At 66.2% G+C, this 17,471-nt stretch carries 13 protein-coding genes; 1 reads left to right on the plus strand and 12 read right to left on the minus strand.

All coding sequences use genetic code 11. The features are described from left to right. The first annotated feature begins 99 nt into the window (after nucleotides 1-99). Nucleotides 100-849, plus strand: a complete 750-nt coding sequence (locus ACSQ3P_RS07085) for a SapC family protein (protein WP_436164860.1) — start codon at nucleotides 100-102, stop codon at nucleotides 847-849. Between the two features lie 10 nt (nucleotides 850-859). On the opposite strand, the gene ACSQ3P_RS07090 is transcribed toward ACSQ3P_RS07085, so the two are convergent. The 12 genes from ACSQ3P_RS07090 to ACSQ3P_RS07145 form a co-directional block, all read right to left on the minus strand. Further along, on the minus strand, nucleotides 860-1,840 hold the full coding sequence (locus ACSQ3P_RS07090) for an ABC transporter ATP-binding protein (RefSeq protein ID WP_436164861.1): 981 nt from the start codon (nucleotides 1,838-1,840) through the stop codon (nucleotides 860-862). Beyond that, nucleotides 1,837-2,874, minus strand: a complete 1,038-nt coding sequence (locus tag ACSQ3P_RS07095) for an ABC transporter ATP-binding protein (RefSeq protein ID WP_436164862.1) — start codon at nucleotides 2,872-2,874, stop codon at nucleotides 1,837-1,839. The genes ACSQ3P_RS07090 and ACSQ3P_RS07095 overlap by 4 nt, the downstream gene beginning before the upstream one ends. Nucleotides 2,875-2,876: 2 nt before the next feature. Next, complete coding sequence (locus ACSQ3P_RS07100) at nucleotides 2,877-3,767, minus strand: ABC transporter permease (protein WP_436164863.1); 891 nt, start codon at nucleotides 3,765-3,767, stop codon at nucleotides 2,877-2,879. 1 nt (nucleotide 3,768) lies between these two features. After that, nucleotides 3,769-4,722 carry an ABC transporter permease gene (locus tag ACSQ3P_RS07105; RefSeq protein WP_069691260.1) on the minus strand — a complete coding sequence of 318 codons (954 nt, stop codon included), beginning with the start codon at nucleotides 4,720-4,722 and terminating at the stop codon, nucleotides 3,769-3,771. A 229-nt stretch (nucleotides 4,723-4,951) separates the two neighbouring features. After that, nucleotides 4,952-6,550 carry an ABC transporter substrate-binding protein gene (locus ACSQ3P_RS07110; RefSeq protein WP_436164864.1) on the minus strand — a complete coding sequence of 533 codons (1,599 nt, stop codon included), beginning with the start codon at nucleotides 6,548-6,550 and terminating at the stop codon, nucleotides 4,952-4,954. A gap of 173 nt (nucleotides 6,551-6,723) precedes the next feature. Further along, nucleotides 6,724-10,089: an error-prone DNA polymerase gene (locus ACSQ3P_RS07115; RefSeq protein WP_436164865.1), complete on the minus strand. Its 3,366-nt coding sequence runs from the start codon at nucleotides 10,087-10,089 to the stop codon at nucleotides 6,724-6,726. A 10-nt stretch (nucleotides 10,090-10,099) separates the two neighbouring features. After that, nucleotides 10,100-11,644 (minus strand): Y-family DNA polymerase, encoded by a 1,545-nt coding sequence (locus ACSQ3P_RS07120; RefSeq protein ID WP_436164866.1) that lies wholly within the window; start codon nucleotides 11,642-11,644, stop codon nucleotides 10,100-10,102. Then, nucleotides 11,550-12,419 (minus strand): ImuA family protein, encoded by an 870-nt coding sequence (locus tag ACSQ3P_RS07125; RefSeq protein ID WP_436164867.1) that lies wholly within the window; start codon nucleotides 12,417-12,419, stop codon nucleotides 11,550-11,552. Before ACSQ3P_RS07125 ends, ACSQ3P_RS07120 begins: the two co-directional genes overlap by 95 nt. 240 nt (nucleotides 12,420-12,659) lie before the next feature. Continuing rightward, nucleotides 12,660-13,883, minus strand: coding sequence for an ABC transporter permease (locus ACSQ3P_RS07130; RefSeq protein WP_436164868.1), 1,224 nt, complete (start codon nucleotides 13,881-13,883; stop codon nucleotides 12,660-12,662). Continuing rightward, complete coding sequence (locus tag ACSQ3P_RS07135; RefSeq protein ID WP_436164869.1) at nucleotides 13,880-14,800, minus strand: ABC transporter permease; 921 nt, start codon at nucleotides 14,798-14,800, stop codon at nucleotides 13,880-13,882. The genes ACSQ3P_RS07130 and ACSQ3P_RS07135 overlap by 4 nt, the downstream gene beginning before the upstream one ends. Nucleotides 14,801-14,804: 4 nt before the next feature. Beyond that, on the minus strand, nucleotides 14,805-15,902 hold the full coding sequence (locus ACSQ3P_RS07140; RefSeq protein WP_436164870.1) for an ABC transporter ATP-binding protein: 1,098 nt from the start codon (nucleotides 15,900-15,902) through the stop codon (nucleotides 14,805-14,807). A gap of 248 nt (nucleotides 15,903-16,150) precedes the next feature. Further along, nucleotides 16,151-17,281, minus strand: coding sequence for an extracellular solute-binding protein (locus tag ACSQ3P_RS07145; RefSeq protein ID WP_436164871.1), 1,131 nt, complete (start codon nucleotides 17,279-17,281; stop codon nucleotides 16,151-16,153). Nucleotides 17,282-17,471 lie beyond the last annotated feature (190 nt).

A 17,471-nucleotide genomic window follows, 5' to 3' on the forward strand; every position in this document is an offset into this window, starting at 1 on the left:
GCGCCTTCCGCGGTTCGCCGATGCGAAACTTCGGGCCGGCATCACGCTCCAAGGCCATCACGAGAACCCGTCCCGTCTCTCCAGGATAAGAGCCGCACCATGGCGCCATTGCCCCTCTTCTATACGAGCATCGTCGTACTCGATCGCAACATCCACCGCGATGCGCGGATCGCTCCGGCGGAGCGGGGTTACGCCTTCGCGGCCGGCAGCCATGTCGTGCCGGCGCTGATGGCGGAATTCGTGCTCGGCTGCCGTGACATGCCGATCCTGTTCCTGGAAGAGGCCGGCAGCGTCTCGCCCTTGTTCATGGTCGGGATGCGCAGCGGCGAGAACGATTTCGTCGAGGCGAGCGGACGCTGGAACGGCGTGCATGCGCCGGCCTATCTGCGCCGCTACCCGTTCATTGGCGGCGAGGTTTCGCAGGAGCAGCAGGTGATCTGCCTCGATGGCGGCTATGCCGGCCTGCAGGACCAGGCCGGTGAGCGCCTTTTCAACGAAGCCGGCGAGCCAAGCGAGATGCTGCAACGCGCCGTCATCTTCGTCGGCGAATATGCCGATGCGGCCAAGGCGACAGGCGTCTTCACCGCGGAACTCAAGGCGCTCGACCTGTTTCAAACGATCAATATCGATATCCGCTCGCCCACAGGCTTGAGTTCGAGCTTCAGCGGCTTCCTCGCCATCAGCGAAGAGCGCTTCAACGCCTTGCCTGACGACGCTCTGGCCGATCTGCGCCGCAAGGGCTATCTCGCGCCGATCTACTCGCACCTGATCAGCCTGGGGAATTTCGGCGCACTCGGCGATCGCGCAGGAGCCCGCGCCACAGCTGCGGCGGCAGCGGAAGCCGCCTGACCGCCGCGCGTCAAGCCGGAGCCAGCGCGTCCTCGGCCAGGACGCAGCGCACCACGCGCCCCTCGCCCAGCGTCACGACCGGCGGCAAGGCGGCGTGGCAGCGCTCTTCGGCGTGCTTGCAGCGCGGCGCGAAGGAGCAGGAGGATGGCGGCTCGTTCAGGGCCGGCGGCGCGCCTGGGATAGCCTCCAGCCGCTCGCCCTTCCTGGCACCGTGCAAATTCGCAGCGAGCAAACCCTTGGTATAGGGGTGCTGCGGATCGCGGATCAGTTCGCGCACCGTGCCGGTCTCGACGATCTGACCGGCATACATCACCGCGAGCCGATCCGAGACCTCGACCGCGACACCGATGTCATGGGTGACGAAGATCACGCCCATGCCGAGGTCGCGCTGGAGCTGGCGCAGCAGCAGCAGGATCTGGATCTGCACGGTGGCGTCGAGCGCCGTCGTCGGCTCGTCGGCGAGCAGCAGCTTGGGACGGGCGGCGAGCGCGAGCGCGATCATGGCGCGCTGGCGCATGCCGCCCGACATCTCATGCGGATAGGCCTTGAGCCTTCGCTCCGGCGAAGGAATGCGGACGAGCTCGAGCAATTCGAGCGCGCGTGCCATCGCGGCTTTCTTGCTGATCTTCTCATGCCGGACGATCGCCTCGGCGATCTGCTCACCTACCGTATAGACCGGGTCCAGCGCCAGCATCGGGTCCTGGAAGATCATCGAGGTGACTCGGCCGCGATAGTCGGAGAGGTCCTGCGGGTTCAGCGCCAGCACGTCGCGGCCATCGACCTGGACCGTGCCGCCAATATCGGTGCGGCTCTCGGGCAGGAGCCGCAGCAGCGTCTTCAGCGTGACGCTCTTGCCCGAGCCGGATTCGCCGAGGATGCCGAGCACCTTGCCGGGCTCCAGCGTCAGCGAGACTCCGTTGACGGCATGGACGTTCTGCGCGCCACGGAAGCGGACGGTGAGGTTCTCGATTGCGACGAGCGGGGCGGTCACGCAGCCTCCTCCAGCTTAGGCGCGCGACTATGGCCGGAGCCGGCGACCTCCATATGGCAGGCGACCTGGCGCGCGCCCTCGCCCGCTGTCGCGAGCACGGGCTTGACCTTGGCGCAGACGGTCTGGGCCTGCGGGCAGCGCGGATGGAAGCGGCAGCCTTCGGGCGGATTGATCGGGTTGGGCGGATCGCCGGCGAGCGGCGCTTCCATCGTCCGGTTGTCCGGATCCATCGAGGGCATCGCCGAGAGCAGCGCGCGGGTATAGGGGTGGCGCGGATCGTCATAGAGTTCGTCGACCGGGCCGATCTCGACCACCTCACCGAGATACATCACCATGACGCGGTCGCTGATGAAGCGAACGACGTTGAGGTCGTGCGAGATGAAGATGTAGGTCAGACCGAACTCCTGGCGCAGATCCATCAGCAGGTTCAGCACCTGCGCCTCGACCGATTTGTCGAGCGCCGAGACCGCCTCGTCGAGGATAACGAGGCGCGGGCCCAGTGCGAGCGCGCGCGCGATATTGACGCGCTGGCGCTGCCCGCCGGACAGCTCATGAGGGTAGCGCGCGGCAAAGCGTGCGGGATCGAGCCCGACGCGAACCAGGAGATCGCGAGCGCGCAGGATTGCGGCCTGCTTCGAGACGCCATGCACCGTCGGCCCGAAGGCGATCGAATCCTCGATGGTCAGACGCGGATTGAGCGAGGCGTAACTGTCCTGGAAGACCATCTGGGCCTGGCGGCGGTACTCCTTCAGGCTGAGCGAGAGCCCGCCGACGATCTCGCCGTCGAACAGCATCTCGCCCTTGTCCTGCGCGATGAGCTGCATCACCACGCGCGCCGTCGTCGATTTGCCGCAGCCGGATTCGCCGACGACGCCGAGCGTCTCGCCCTTGAGCACTGCGAAATCGACGCCATCGACGGCGCGCACCACCGCACCGCGGCCAAGCGGGAAATGCTTGGTCAGGGTGCGCGCCTCGAGCAGCGGGGTTCCGGCGCCGCCGCGGTCGCGTTCGTCCAGGGTCGGGGTCTCAGCCATGATCAGCCCTTCACATCCATCGCCGAGCGCAAGCCGTCCGAGAGCAGGTTGAACGAGATCGAGGTGATGAAGATCGCCGCGCCCGGCAGGGCCGCCACCCAGGGCTGGACATAGATCGCGGTGCGCAGCGTGTTCAGCATCAGCCCCCATTCCGGCGTCGGCGGCTTGGTGCCGAGCCCCAGGAACGACAGGCCCGAGGCCAGGATCATCGAGACCGAGATCAGGCTGGTCGCATAGACGAAGATCGGCCCCAGCACATTGCCGAGCACATGCACGCGGATGATCGTGCCGGCTCCGGCTCCGCTGGCGCGCGCCGCCTCGACATAGTCCATGCCGCGGACCTGCGTCGTCACGCTCTCGGCGATGCGCGCGATCGGCGGGATGAAGACGATGGTCAGCGACAGCAGCGAATTAGCGATGCCGGCCCCCATCGCACCCGAAAGCGCGATCGCCAGCAGCACCGAGGGGAAGGCGTAGAACACATCGACCGTGCGCATGGTGATGGTGTTGAACTTGCCGCCGAAGAAGCCGGCCGCGACGCCGATCAGCGAGCCGAAGACAAAGGCGATGAAGACCGGCACGACGCCCATGAAGAGCGAGAGCCTGGCGCCGAAGATCAATCGCGAGAGCATGTCACGGCCAAGCTCGTCGGCGCCGAGCGGATAGCCCGGCGTGCCGATCGGGCGCAGCCGCCGCAGCATCGAGGAGCGCGTCGGATCGGCCGGCGCGATATAGTCGGCGAAGATCGCCATCAGGATGATCAGCAGGACGACGATGCCGGCGCCGACCGCGACCTTGTCGGTCTTGAAGCGCCTGAAGACGCCGGCCCAATAGCCCGGCGATTTGGCGAGCGGGGCGACGGCGGGAGTGGCGGCCTCGGTGAGCGTGGTCATCTCAGCGCCTCCGCACGCGCGGATCGAGCAGCCCTTGCAGGATGTCGACGAGCAGGTTCAGGCCCACGAAGAACATCGCGAGCACCAGGATCGTGCCCTGCAGCAGCGGCAGATCGCGCTGGAAGATCGCATTGCCGAGCAGGAAGCCGGTGCCGGGCCAAGAGAACACGGTCTCGATCAGGATCGAGCCGCCGAGCAGATAGCCGAGCTGGAGCCCCATCACGGCGAGCGCAGTGGGGGCCGCATTCTTCACGACATGCTTGAACACGCCGAAATCCATCAGCCCCTTGGCGCGAAGGGCCGGGACGAATTCCTGGTTCAGGATGTCAGCGACGAGCGCACGCACGGTGCGGGCGATGATGCCCATCGGGATCACCGACATCGTGATGGCGGGCAGGATCATGTAGCTGACATGCTCCCAATCCCAGATCCAGGCGGCCGAACCGCCCGGCCCCGCCCCACCCGGCGGCAGCCAGCCGAGCTGCACTGAGAACACGATCACCATCACCATGCCGAGCCAGTAATGCGGCACGGAGACGCCGAGCACAGCCAGCATCGAAGCGAATTTGTCGAGGAAGGAGCCGCGGAAATACCCAGCCACGAAGCCGAAGAACGAGCCGAGCAGGAAGCCGATCACCGTCGCCAGCACGGCGATCAGCAGCGTGTTGCCGACCGCGCGCCAGACCTCGGCCGCGACCGGGCGGCCGGTGGCGATCGAGGTGCCGAGATCGCCCTGCAGCGCCTTCAGCAACCAGAGGCCGAACTGTATCGGCAGCGGCCGGTCGAAACCGTAGATCTTGCGCAACTCGTCCTGCATCGCCTGCGAGGCGTCCGGCGGCAGCACCGCAGTCAGCGGGTCGCCGGGCGCGATATGAACCAGCAGGAAGCAGAACACGCTGACGCCGAACGCGACCGGAAGGACATAGAGGATACGCTTGGCGAGATAGCTCAGCATGAGATTGCCACAGCCCAACCTGACAACAATCCGACTCCGCGACCGTCATGCTCGCCCTTGTGGCGAGCATCCACGTCTTGAACACAGGTCTCGACGAAGGAAGACGTGGATGGTCGGGACAAGCCCGACCATGACGGATGACCGACATATGTCGGTCTCCGTCGAAACCTGCCCGACCATGACGGCTTCTGTCGTGCTGTCTCCGCGGCAATGCGAGCCATTCTCCGCCTCACTTCGTCATCGTGATCGGCGAGAAGTCCTGGAACCAGTTCTGGGCCTGAATGAAGCCCTTCACCTTGGGGCTCAAGGCGCGCGGGTTGACGTCATGCGTGACCATCAGGAACAGCGCCTCATCGACATATTTCTCATGGATCTTCTGCAGCACCTTGGTCTGCTCGGCCGGGTCGAAGGTGTTGCGGACCTGCTCGAAGAGCTTGTCCATCTCGGGGTCGCAGTAATAGCCCCAGTTGGTGCCCGCCGGCGGCTGCAGGTTGCACTGCAGATGCCGAATCAGGCCGGTGAAGGGATCCTGGATGAAATATGTGTAGTTCATGCCCGTCGCCTGGCGCGACGATTCATGCTTGGCGCCGGCGCGCCAGATGTTGATCAGCGTGTTCCATTCGACAACCTCGAAATCGATCTTGATTCCGACCTCGGCGAGGTTCTGCTGGACGAACTCGTTCATCGGCAGAGGCTGCATCTGGCCGGAGCCGGAGGGCGCGATCAGGATCTTGGTCTGCACCGGCTTGGCAGGCGAATAGCCGGCCTCGGCGAGCAGCTTCTTGGCGGCCTCAGGATCGTATTTCAGCTTGAAGCTGGGATTGCCGAACCATTGGTGGCCCGGCGGATAGAAGCCCTCGGCCGGGATCATCATGCCGCCGAGCAATTCCTTCAGCCCCTCGCGGTCGACGGCCAGATTGGCCGCCTTGCGGATGCGGATGTCGTTCCAGGGCGAGCCTTCGGCGCGGGAGAGATGCCAGGTCCAGTTATGCGGATAGGCATTGGTGACGATCTGGAAGCCGGCGCTCTTGAGCGAGGGCACGAGATCGGGCGACGGCGCCTCGATCCAGTCGACCTGCCCCGCCCTCAAAGCGGCGGCGCGAGCATTGGGCTCAGGCAGTGGCAGCAGCACGAGCTTGTCGAGCTTGGGCACGCGGGCCTTGTCCCAATAGCCTGGGAACGGCGAAAGCTCGGCGCGCTCGCGCGGCTGGAAAGCGGTGAGCTGCCAGGGACCAGTGCCCGAAGGCGTCTTGGCGAAAGCGTCCCAGCTCTTGCCGAGCTTTTCCCACTGCGCCGGCGAGGACATCATGATCCAGGCGATCTGATAGGGCAGCGTCGCGTCCGGCGTCTTGGTGACGATCTCGACCTTGTATTTGTCGATCACCTTGTAGGTGCCGACGGCCGGGATACGCGAGCGGCCCTGTGCGGCCTGGCGCTGGTCGAATTGCGGGGCGTCGTTCTTCAGGAGCTTGTCGAGGTTCCAGACGACGGCGTCGGCGGTGAACTCCGAGCCGTCATGGAACTTCGCGCCCTCGCGCAGCACGAAGGTCCATTTGGTCTTGTCGGCGGCATCGACGGCCCAGCTCGTGGCGAGGCCGGGAACGAGATCGGAGGCCTTGTCGGCCTTGCTGAGGTCCCAGTTGATCAGCCCGTCATAGACCGTATAGCCCATGAAGCGCATGCCCTCGCCGCCCTGGTCGGTCTGGCCAGTGGTCAGCGGGATGTCGGAGGCCGTCATGCCGATCCGCAGCGTGCCCTGGGCGGAAGCCGATTGCGCCGCGAGCAGGAGCCCTGCGGCAAAAGACAAGGCGAGAGCGGAACGGATCATCGGCTAACTCCGAAATGGATGATTTCGAAGAAGCCTGAGCAAAGGCTGTGCCAGTGCGGCGCGGCGGAGCAACGCCATGCACCGCCGTGATCTTTACTGAGGCAACCGTCACGCAAAGACTTGCCTAAAAAGAATGCAGCCATCATTGCCGCTTAAATAGGCAGAGCCCGAGCTTAATGGAAATCCCGCGATTTCGGCAGGATACGGACATTGCGCGGATGGCGGCCGCGCGGGATCTGCGGAGTCAGGAGTTCGTCGGTCAGCATCGAGGCGCGCTCAGTGCGATGCGTATCCGAGAGGCTCAGCAGGTCGGCAGTACGGTCGATCACGCGCTGCGCCATCAGATGCGTCACGCCGTCCGAGCTCTTCTGCACCCGGCCCTCGACCAACAGCAGTCGTGCACCCATGACCTCGCGGCGAAAGCGTTCGAACAACCGCGCCCAGAGCACGACATTGGTGATGCCGGTTTCATCCTCCAGCGTGATGAAGACCGCGTTGCCATTGCCCGGGCGCTGGCGCACCAGCACGACGCCGGCTGTGCGCGCCCAGGCAGCGTCCGGCTTCGCCTCGGTCTGCGCACAGCTCAACACCCCCTCCCGCCTGAAGAGCGGCCGCAGCATGCCCATCGGATGGCCCTTCAGCGAGAGGCGCGCCGTCTGGTAGTCGGCGACGATGTGCTCGGGCAACGGCATGACGGGCAGCGCCATGGCGGGTTCTTCGCCCAGTTCATGCGCCTGCACCGCCGCGAACAGGGGAAGCGCCTCGTCATCGGGCAAGCGGCGCACGGCCCAGAGAGCCTCGCGCCGGTCGAGCCCGAGCGAGCGGAAAGCGTCGGCATCGGCGAGCAGGCGCATGGCGCGGGCCGGCAACCTGGCGCGGCGGCCGAGGCCTTCGACGTCGGAATAGCCTTCGCCGCGGGCACTTGCGAGGCGTTCCGCCCAGTCCTCCGCGAAGCCGTCGATCTGGCGCAGGCCGAGCCTGAGCGCGATGGCGCCATCCTCGCGACGCTCCAGCGTATTGTCCCAGAAGCTGAAACTGACATCGATGGCGCGTGCCTCCACACCGCCATTCTCCTGCGCCTCGCGGACGATCTGCGCCGGCGCGTAAAACCCCATCGGCTGCGAATTCAGCAGCGCGCAGGCGAAGATCGCGGGGTGGTGGCATTTCAACCAGGAGGAAATGTAGACCAGCTTGGCGAAGGAGGCGGCGTGGCTCTCGGGAAAGCCGTAACTGCCGAAACCCTTGATCTGGTCGAAGCAGCGCTGGGCGAAATCGCGCTCATAGCCGCGCGCCACCATGCGTCCGACCATCATCTCCTCGAACCGGCCGATCGTGCCGAGATTGCGGAAGGTCGCCATGGCGCGGCGCAGGCGGTTGGCCTCGGGATCGGTGAATTTCGCCGCCACCATGGCAAGCTTCATCGCCTGCTCCTGAAAGAGCGGCACGCCGCAGGTCTTCTTGAGCACCTCGACGAGTTCGTCGGCATCACCATGCTCGGGCGACGGTGAAGGATAGACTACCTCTTCCAGCCCAGCCCGCCGCTTGAGATAGGGATGGACCATGTTGCCCTGGATCGGGCCCGGCCGGACGATCGCGACCTGGATGACGAGATCGTAGAAGACCCGCGGCTTCAGACGCGGCAGCATATTCATCTGCGCCCGGCTCTCGACCTGGAAGACGCCGAGCGATTTCCCCTCGCAGAGCATGTCGTAGGTCGCTTCGTCATCACTGGGGACATCGGCCAGCCCCAAATCCTTGCCTTCATGCTCGCGCAGCAGGTCGAAGGCTTTTCGGATGCAGGTCAGCATGCCGAGCGCCAGCACATCGACCTTCATCAGGCGCAGCGCGTCGATGTCGTCCTTGTCCCATTCGATGAAGGTGCGGTCGTCCATCGCGGCATTGCCGATCGGCACCATCTCGTCGAGGCGGCCGCGCGCCAGCACGAAACCGCCGACATGCTGCGAGAGATGGCGCGGGAAACCGAGCAGCCTGAGCGCGAAGCCGACTGCGCGCAGGATCGTCGGGTTCGTCGGATCGAGCCCGGCCTGGCGGACATGATTGTCGCCGATCTCTGTGCCCCAGCTACCCCATTGCGTGTCCGCGAGCCGGGCGGTGACGTCCTCGGTCAGGCCCAGTGCCTTGCCGACATCGCGGATGGCGCTGCGCGGCCGGTAATGGATCACGGTTGCGGCGATGCCGGCGCGGTGGCGGCCGTATTTCTCATAGATCCACTGGATCACCTCCTCGCGCCGCTCATGCTCGAAATCGACGTCGATATCGGGCGGCTCGCGCCGTTCCTCGGAGATGAAACGGGCGAAGAGCACGTCGTTCTCGGCCGGATCGACCGCCGTGATGCCGAGCACATAGCAGACGGCGGAATTGGCGGCCGAGCCCCGGCCCTGGCAGAGGATGCCCTCACCGTCGGCGAATTCGACGATCTGGCGGATGGTCAGGAAATAGCGGGCGTATTCGAGCTTCCCGATCAAGACGAGTTCCTGGTCGAGCAGCGCCTGCACTTTTGCGGGCACGCCATCGGGATAGCGCATCTGCGAGCGCTTGCGGACCAGCTCCGTAAGCCAGCCTTGCGCGGTCCAGCCCGGCGGCACCGGCTCGTCCGGATACTCATAGGTGAGCTCGCCCAGGTCGAACTCGATGCGGCCGAGCAGATGGCCGGTCTCCGCGATCGCATCGGGCGCATCGCGGAAGAGCCGCGCCATCTCTCGCCCGGCCTTGAGATGGCGCTCGGCATTGGCCTCCAGCAAGCGGCCTGCCTGGTCGATTGCGACGCCTTCGCGGATGCAGGTCAGCAGATCCTGCAGATCGCGCTGCTCGGGGGCATCGTAGAGCACGTCATTGGTGGCCAGCAGCGGCGTGCGGGTCGCAGCCGCAATCGACTTCAGCCGGGCGAGGCGGCGGCGATCGTCGCCCTTGCGATGCATGCTGGCTGCCAGCCAGACCGCGCCGGGCGCGGCCTCGTCCAGCCGGGCGAGGAGCGCGGGCAGAGCGTCATGGCGCTTGCCCGGCATGACGATGAGCAGCAGGTCGCGCGCATCCGAGAGCAGATCATCGAGATGCAGGATGCAGTCGCCCTTCCGCGCCTTCAGATTGCTCTGGCTGAGCAGCCGACAGAGCCTTCCCCAGCCGGCGCGATTGGCGGGGTAGACGACGATGTCGGGCGTGCCGTCGGCGAAGACGAGCCGGCTGCCGACAGCGAGCTTGAAGGCTCGGGCCATGCTCTGGAGCTGCGGTCCGGTGAAGGGCAGATCGGCGAAGGCCGGGTTCTCGACCCAGATAAATTCACCCGGACTGCCGCCTTCACGGATCTTCTCGGGCTCCGGCAAGCCATGCTCGCGCAGATATGCAAGGGCGCTGAAGGCGCGCACCACGCCCGCGACCGTATTGCGGTCGGCGATGCCGATGCCGGCATGACCGAGCAGCAGGGCGGTCAGCACCAGATTGGGCCCGGGCGAGGCACCGCGCAGGAAAGAAAAGTTCGTGGTGGCAACGAGTTCGGCGTAAATGCTCAGAGGTTGATTCATGCCAAGTTTCTCACGCGAAAAGCCCGTGCAGGAACCAGCGCGGCATCTCGTTCTCGCGCTCATAGAGCCCGGCGCGGAAGAGCCAGAAGCGGCGCCCTTGCGCGTCCTCGACACGGTAATAGTCGCGCGCCGGCTCGGCTGGCCCGTCGCGCCACCATTCCGGCGCGATGCGCTCTGGCCCCTCGGCACGAGCGATCTCGTGCAGCACGCGCCGCCAGCGGAAACGCAAGGGCGGCCCGTCCGGCACCTCGGCCAAGGTCTCGATCGGCTGCGGCGGCTCGAAGAGCTGGAGCGGGCGCGTCGGCGGCTCGTTGGGTTCGGGCGTGGGCCAGGCGATCGCTGACGCGGGCGCGGCGACCGGAACCGCCCTCGCCTCACGGCGCGGGTCATGCGTGTCCCGCGCGGCAAACCGCAGCACACGGTCGCGGCCGAAACGGGTGACCAGGCGGTCGAGGAGCTCGGCCACCGCCTCGTCCTCGACAGCGCGCCCATCCAGGCTGGGCTGATGCGTGTTCAGTGGCTCGCAGACCGGGATGGCGAGGCGGATCGCGTCAAAGCCGAAGCCCGGGTCAAGCGGATCCGCCAGCGTGTCGATGCGTTCGCGGTAGAGCCTGAGGATGGCATCGGCGTCGCGCGAGGGCCGGCCAGTCTCGATGTCCAACCGCCTGACCGCGCCATCCGTGCGGAAGAGGCTGACCTCGAAGGCGCGTCCGCCCTCGCCACGCTGTTCCAGCAGGCGGGCAGCCTCCGCGATCAGCTGCGTCACCACCGTCTCCAGCCCCTGCATGTCCAGCAGGGGCTCGGCGAAATGCCGCTCGACCATGCAAGCGGGCGCCGGGCGCAGCGGCGTGATCCGGACATCCTCCCGGCCCAGCGTGCGCCTGAGCCGGATCGCCAGATCCTCGCCGAAACGGGCGGACAGGACCATGGAGGGTCGCTCGGCCAGGTCACCCACCGATTTCAGCCCGGCCCGGGACAAGGCGATGACGGTCTCGGCGCCGATCTCCAATGCCGCGACCGGCAACGGGCGGATCATGGCCTCGTCCTCGCCCGGCGGTACGATACCGCCCGCGCCGAAGCGGGAGAGCGCATGCGCCGCCTCCGGCGTCCCGGCGATCGCGCTGCGCTGATTGAGCCCGCCTGCCCGCAACCGTTCGGCGATCATGGCCCGAAGCGCCGCCTCACCGCCGAAGAGATGGGCGCAGCCGGTGATGTCGAGCAGCAGGCCATGAGGCGGGTCGAGCGCGACCAGCGGCGTGAAACGGTCGCAGAAGGCGGCCAGCCGCTCGATCAGGCGCTGATCGACCTGCGGCTCAGCCTCGACCACGACGAGGTCCGGAATCCGGGCGCGCGCATCGGCAAGCGTCAGCCCACGCGTGAGCCCGAGCCTGATGGCGTTCTGGTCGCAATCGACCAGCCGGAGCGCGTTGCGCACCGTCTCGACCACCACCAGCGGCGGCTCACCCCGCCCGCCGGAAGCCGGGACCCCGCGCTCCCTCCGCAGCCGGTCCGTCGGCAGGAAAGGGAACCAGAGGGCGAGATAGCGGCGCGGCATCCTGTGGTCTCCCCTGGTTGCCGGCTCTCTCATGGAAGGCAGGGTTTGCCTGGAAGGCAGCTCTCTCGTGGAAAGATTGTCGGTCACGGTTCCACTCCACACGCCACTCACGCTCGCCCAGGCCACCGCGATCGCGCAGCAGCCTGAGACTGAATGCCGGATCGCCCGGCGCATTGGCCTCAAGGGCCCGCGACGGCAGAGCGCGCACCAGCCAACGGGTCCGGGCGGCGCTGGCATCCTGCCGGGCGCTCGCACGCAGCAGCACCGTCGTGACGCCGGACGCCTCCGCCGCCAGCGCCAATCGCCGGCTCGCGGTCAGGTCGAACAGGCGCGGCTCGCCCCAGGGCTCGATCAGCACCGCCCCCAGTGCCGAACAGCGCGCGGCCTCCGCGCCGGCCCGCAGCACGTCCTGCGCATCGCGCGCCCGCACCAGAAGGATGCGCGCAGGATCGAGACCGAGCTCGGCCAGCCCCGGCGGGTGCAAACGCCCGGTCTCGGCATCGAGAACATCCTGCCTGACCCAGAGGACCTGGCGCATCTGCGCCGCCCGGATCGTCAGCCCCACGGCGAAACCCGTCGCCGCAGCGAGGTCCGCCGTTCCCGGCGCGTAAACCTCATGCAGCGCCGCGCGCGCGATGCCTCCGCCCAGCGGCTCATCAAGAGCAGGCGCTCCGAAGCTCACACGCCCGACCGCAGCCGGCGCGGTGCGCAGCGCCGCTTCGGCAAGGCTGCGCCGCAGATCGGCTAGGGCGAGAGGGGCGGGTTTCGGGTTCATTGGATGCGTGTTCTCTCTTTGTTCTTATATAGAACGTGCTCCACGCGAAGGCGAGTCGCTTGAACGAGAGGTTGAAGATCGTCCGAGATTCCTCAGCCCTCATCCTGAGGCTCCCGAACCTCCTGGAACATCCTTCGAGACGCCGTTTCGCGGCTTCTCAGGATGAGGGCTCAACTCAAAACCGCCCCGTGGGTCCTGCTGCCTGTCCCTGAACCGCAGTCGTCATGGCTTCGGGGCAAGCTAGTTCTTGGGGGCAAGCGAGTTCGGGTTGAAGGCTCCGCCGAAGGGCGAGGGATTGCTCGACGGCGGCGGCGCGGCGGGAGGCGCAGGCTGGGCCGGCGGCGCCAGCGAATTCGGGTTGAATGCGCCGCCGAAGGGTGACGGGTTGTTGGAGGGCGACGGCATTGCCGGCTGCGCCGGGGCCTGCTGCTGGATGCGGTTGCGCTGCTCCTGCATCAGCCTTTCCTGCACTTGCTGCTTCTCCTGCAGGATCGCGGCGCGGCAGACATCCGCATCGACGCGGCTTGCCGACCAGGCGACGAAGCCCGTCACGCCGACGAGCAGAACGAGGACCGCGCCCGGATGCGTCAGCAGGCGCGAGAGCGGGTTGGCGTAGAGCCGGGACTGGCCAGCCTTGCCGCTGCGCAAAAGCTCCTGGCGGCGGGTATGGGCCTCGCTGACCATCGCCCCGATCAGCGTCACCGCGATGATGATGACGGCAAGCGCCGAGAGCGAAGGGTCGGTGCCGAGCCTGACCTTCGAGGCCAGCGCCGTGGTGAAGGTGTTGCCCGACAGGATGGTGAAGACGGTGGTGTTGTAGTTCTCGAACGAAGCCAGGAAGGTGATGAAGGCGGCCGAGCCCAGCGCCGGCTTCATGAAGGGCAGCAGGATCTTGCGGAAGGCCTGGCCCGGCGTCGCGCCGAGATCGAGCGCGGCTTCCGTCAACGTCGGATCGAAGCGCTGAAGCCGGGCGTTGAGGACCAGCATGGCGTAGGAGGCGATGAAGGCGACCTGCCCGAGCAGCGTCAGGAAAAAGCCGTTGTAGAAGACCGTATCGTAGCTGGCTCCCACCCCGCGTCCGACAAAACTCCAGAAGACGATGGTCGAGATGCCGAGCACGACGCCGGGGATCAGGATCGGCGTGATCAGCACGGCGTAGAGCCCGGCCCGCAGGCGCGGGCCGATATCGGCAAGTGCGAGCGCGCCCGCCAACCCGAACGGCACAGCGATCGCGACCACCGCGACGCCGATCGCGAGGCTGGTCCACAGCCCGCTCATCAACCGCTCATTGCGCACCAGCACGCCGAACCAGTCGGTGGTGAAGCACTCCCAGGGCACCACCCTGGGGAAGGCCGAGGAGTTGAAGGCCGTGATCACCATGATGATCAGAGGGCCGAACAGAAACAGGAAGAACAACAGCGCGTAGCTGAACGCGAAAAGGCCGCCGCCTGAGCCCCGCGTCATCGCCCGATCGCTCCGATCGAGACCTTGAAGACACGCATCATCAGGAAGACGAAGGCGAGGCAGACACCGAGCAGGATGGTGGCGTAGGCGGAACCGCGCTGCCAGTCGCCGGCATCGTTGAACCATTGATAGATGATCTGGGTGAACCAGAGGTTCGACGGCCCACCGAGGATCTGCGGGGCCGCCAGCGCGCCCGCCGTCAGCATGAAGACCATGGTCGCGCCGGATGCGATGCCGGGCTTGGCGACCGGCAGCACCACCCGCCAATGCACCCGCCACCAGCTCGCGCCCATGTCGCGCGCCGCCTCGATCTGGTTACGGTCGAGCGTCTCGACCGCGTTGTAGATCGAGAACACCATCAGCAGGGTGTAGGTGTAGGCAAGCCCGGCATAGAGCGCGACATCGGCCCGGATGAAGTCGATCGGGCTCGACCACAGGCCCAGCGCCTGGCCGATGCCGTTGATGACGCCTGTCGCTCCGAACAGGATGCGGAAGGCGAAGGCGCGCAGGATATCGTTGATCCAGAAGGGCACGATCAGGCCGATGACCATCATCCGCGCCGCGACGCCGGTGGCGGAATGGGCGAGGATGAAGGCGATCGGGTAGCAGATGACGATGTCGAGCAGGGTGACGATGACGGCGGCGATCAAGGTCTTGACCAGCACGCCGATGTCGAGCGTGTTCAGGGCGCCATTGCCGAACAGGAAATAACTGTAGTTCTTCAGGGTGTAGACATCGGCCGGCCCGCCGATCTCGGGGCGCGGCAGGTTGTGGCGCAGCGAGACGTCGAACATCGCCAGCTGCGGCAGCACGATCAGGACCAGCACCCAGAACAGCACCGCGCCGCCGATGAAGACCGCGACGCCCAGGCCGTGCCGATCGGCGACGGTGCTCCAGAGTTGACGAAGCGCTGCCATGGCCTCAGCCGCTCCGCGACGGATCGACGGGAAGAACGGTCGCATGCTCCGCGCGAAACCAGACGTTGGCCGCGCCGTCAGCTGCGAGCTCCAGCCCGGAGGCATCGGCATTCATGCGGTAAAGCCTGAGATCGAGCCCGTTCGCATTGAGGTAGAGCGTGCGGATAGAACCCTCGAACTCCTCGTTGACGCGCCTGGCGGCGATCGCATTCGTCGCGGGAGCCGCATCGGCAAGGGCGAGCTGCTCGGGCCTGACGAACAATGTGCAACGCTCGCCGGCCTGATAGTCGCGTCCGCCCGCCGACTGCCCGGTGAGCGGACCGAGCGCGGTGTCGAGCGTCACCAATGCGCCTTGCTGGCTCATGACGGCGCCCGGAATCGCATTGGTCTCGCCAACGAAGGAGGCGACGAAGGGGGTTTTGGGCCGGTTATAGATCGTCTGCGGATCGCCGACCTGCTCGACCACGCCAGCATTCATCACCGCGACCTGATCCGACATGGTCAGGGCCTCGCCCTGGTCGTGGGTGATGTAGATGAAGGTCAGGCCGACGCGCTGCTGGATGGCGCGCAGTTCGGTGCGCATATGCTGGCGCAGCTTGAGGTCGAGCGCCGAGAGCGGCTCGTCGAGCAACAGGATGTCGGGCTCGGCTGCGAGCGCGCGGGCGATCGCGACGCGCTGGCGCTGTCCGCCCGAGAGCTCATGCACCTTCTTGTCGCCGGTGCCGGGCAGCGCGATCATCTCGAGCAGTTCATCGGCGCGCTTGCGGCGTTCTTTACGCCCGACACCACGCACCTCGAGCGGAAAGGCGATGTTCTCGGCGACCGAGAGCAGCGGAAAGAGCGCGAGATTCTGGAAGATCAGCGCGGTCGGCCGCTTGTTGGGGCCAACATTCCTCATATCCTTGCCGCCAATCAGCACGCGGCCCTCGCTCGGCTGGACGAAGCCCGAGATGCAGCGCAGCAGAGTGGTCTTGCCGCAGCCCGACGGCCCGAGGAACGAGAAGAACTCGCCGCCCTTGATCGCGAGATGGGCGTTCTCGACGGCCCGATAGTTTCCGAAGCGGATCGATACGTGTTCGAGGACGACGTCCCTGGTGTTCATGCTGATCCTGGATGAGAAATCGTCAAAGGCTGGCGTCCGTTTACCTGGACGCACTCCTTCCATTTCTCCGCACCGTCATCCCGGACGCAGCCCCCGGGTCCGATCTTCGATCGGCCCAAGGATAAACTCGGCGGAGATCCGGGATCCATTCCTGAATTGTTCCGGAATGGATCCCGGGTCTGCGTCGCTGCGCGACTTGCCCGGGATGACGCCGCGGCGGTTGCAAAGGCAATCGTGTCGACGACAGCTCAGGCGCTCATGAACTTGTTGGTGAATTCCGAGCGCTTGGAAGCATACCAGGGCGCCTCGGCCGGCCAGGGGTTCAGCTTGGCCAGCGAGTCGCCGGGATAGGCATCGGCGAAATTCTTGGCGTAGACCTCGCCGCCGAACTTGTCGGCGCCGATGACCGGCGAATTGTAGCCATGGGTCTTGATCGCCTCGCCTGCGAGCTTGGCGTCGTAGCAGGCGTCGATGAAGGCGTAGATCTGATCGATGTTCTTGGCGCCGATCGGCAGGGAGAGGCCGTCGACCCAGGCCATCGCACCCTCGACCGGCGCGCGGTACATCACCGGCTCGCCGGCGGTCTTGAGCGCGATCGGCGGGCCGTCCCAGGTCTGGCCGACGATGACGCCCTCGTTGAGCAGGCCGTTCTTCTGGGCGTCGGCATCGTTCCAGACCAGCTTGATGTTCTTCTTCTTTTTGATCGCGACCTCGGTCAGCTTGGTCCAGACCTCCGTCATCTTCTCGGGCGTCTTGTACGCCTCCCAGACCGAGCCCGGCGCCAGTTCGCCGCGCCGCTCCATGCCCAGACCGAGGCCGAGGATCATCGAATGGCCGCGCCCCATCGTCTTGCCGGCATTGGCATCGTCCCAGACGTCGTAGTAGCTCGGCGCGGTGCCGGCGGGCGTGAACTTGTCGGTACGCCAGGAAACGCCCTCGGTGCCCCAGATATGCGGCAGCCAATGGCTGCCCTTGCCGGCGAAGTTCCAATGCGTCTCGCCCAGCGCCATGGCCGGGTTCACCTTGGCGATCGCGACCTTCTTCATGTCGAAGGGCATCAGCAGGCCGAGATCCTTCCAGAGCGGGCTGCGGTTGACGGTCGGGGTGACGATGTCGAAACCCTGCCCGTTCGACGCCTTCATCTTGTTGAGGATGTCGTCATTCGAGCCGATGCCGGTGAAGTTGACCTTGATCCCGGTCTTCTCGGTGAAGCCCTTGACGAAGCTCTCCGGCAGATAGTCCGACCACATCATGATGTTGATCTCGCCCGAGGAGGCGAGAGCGCCGCGGCTGATCAGCGCCGGCATGGCGACGCCGGCCATGGCCGCGAGCTTGAGGACGTCACGGCGGGCGAAGGCGGTTCCAGGCTTCTTGGACATCGTGATCCCCTGTGATTGCGTTGCGCTGCGTCTGCTTCTGATCGGAAGCCGGCTTCAAGCCGGCGCGCCCCTCGATTGTTATGGGGGAGAGCCAAGCAAGATTAGAGCCACAGGTCGAATTCTATGGGTCCAGCTTCTCCGGCCATGGGATTCCTCGGCCATGGACTTGCCGCGCGATTGCAACAACCCG

It is taken from the genome of Allobosea sp. LjRoot9, from assembly GCF_964252745.1.
Lineage (GTDB): Bacteria > Pseudomonadota > Alphaproteobacteria > Rhizobiales > Beijerinckiaceae > Allobosea.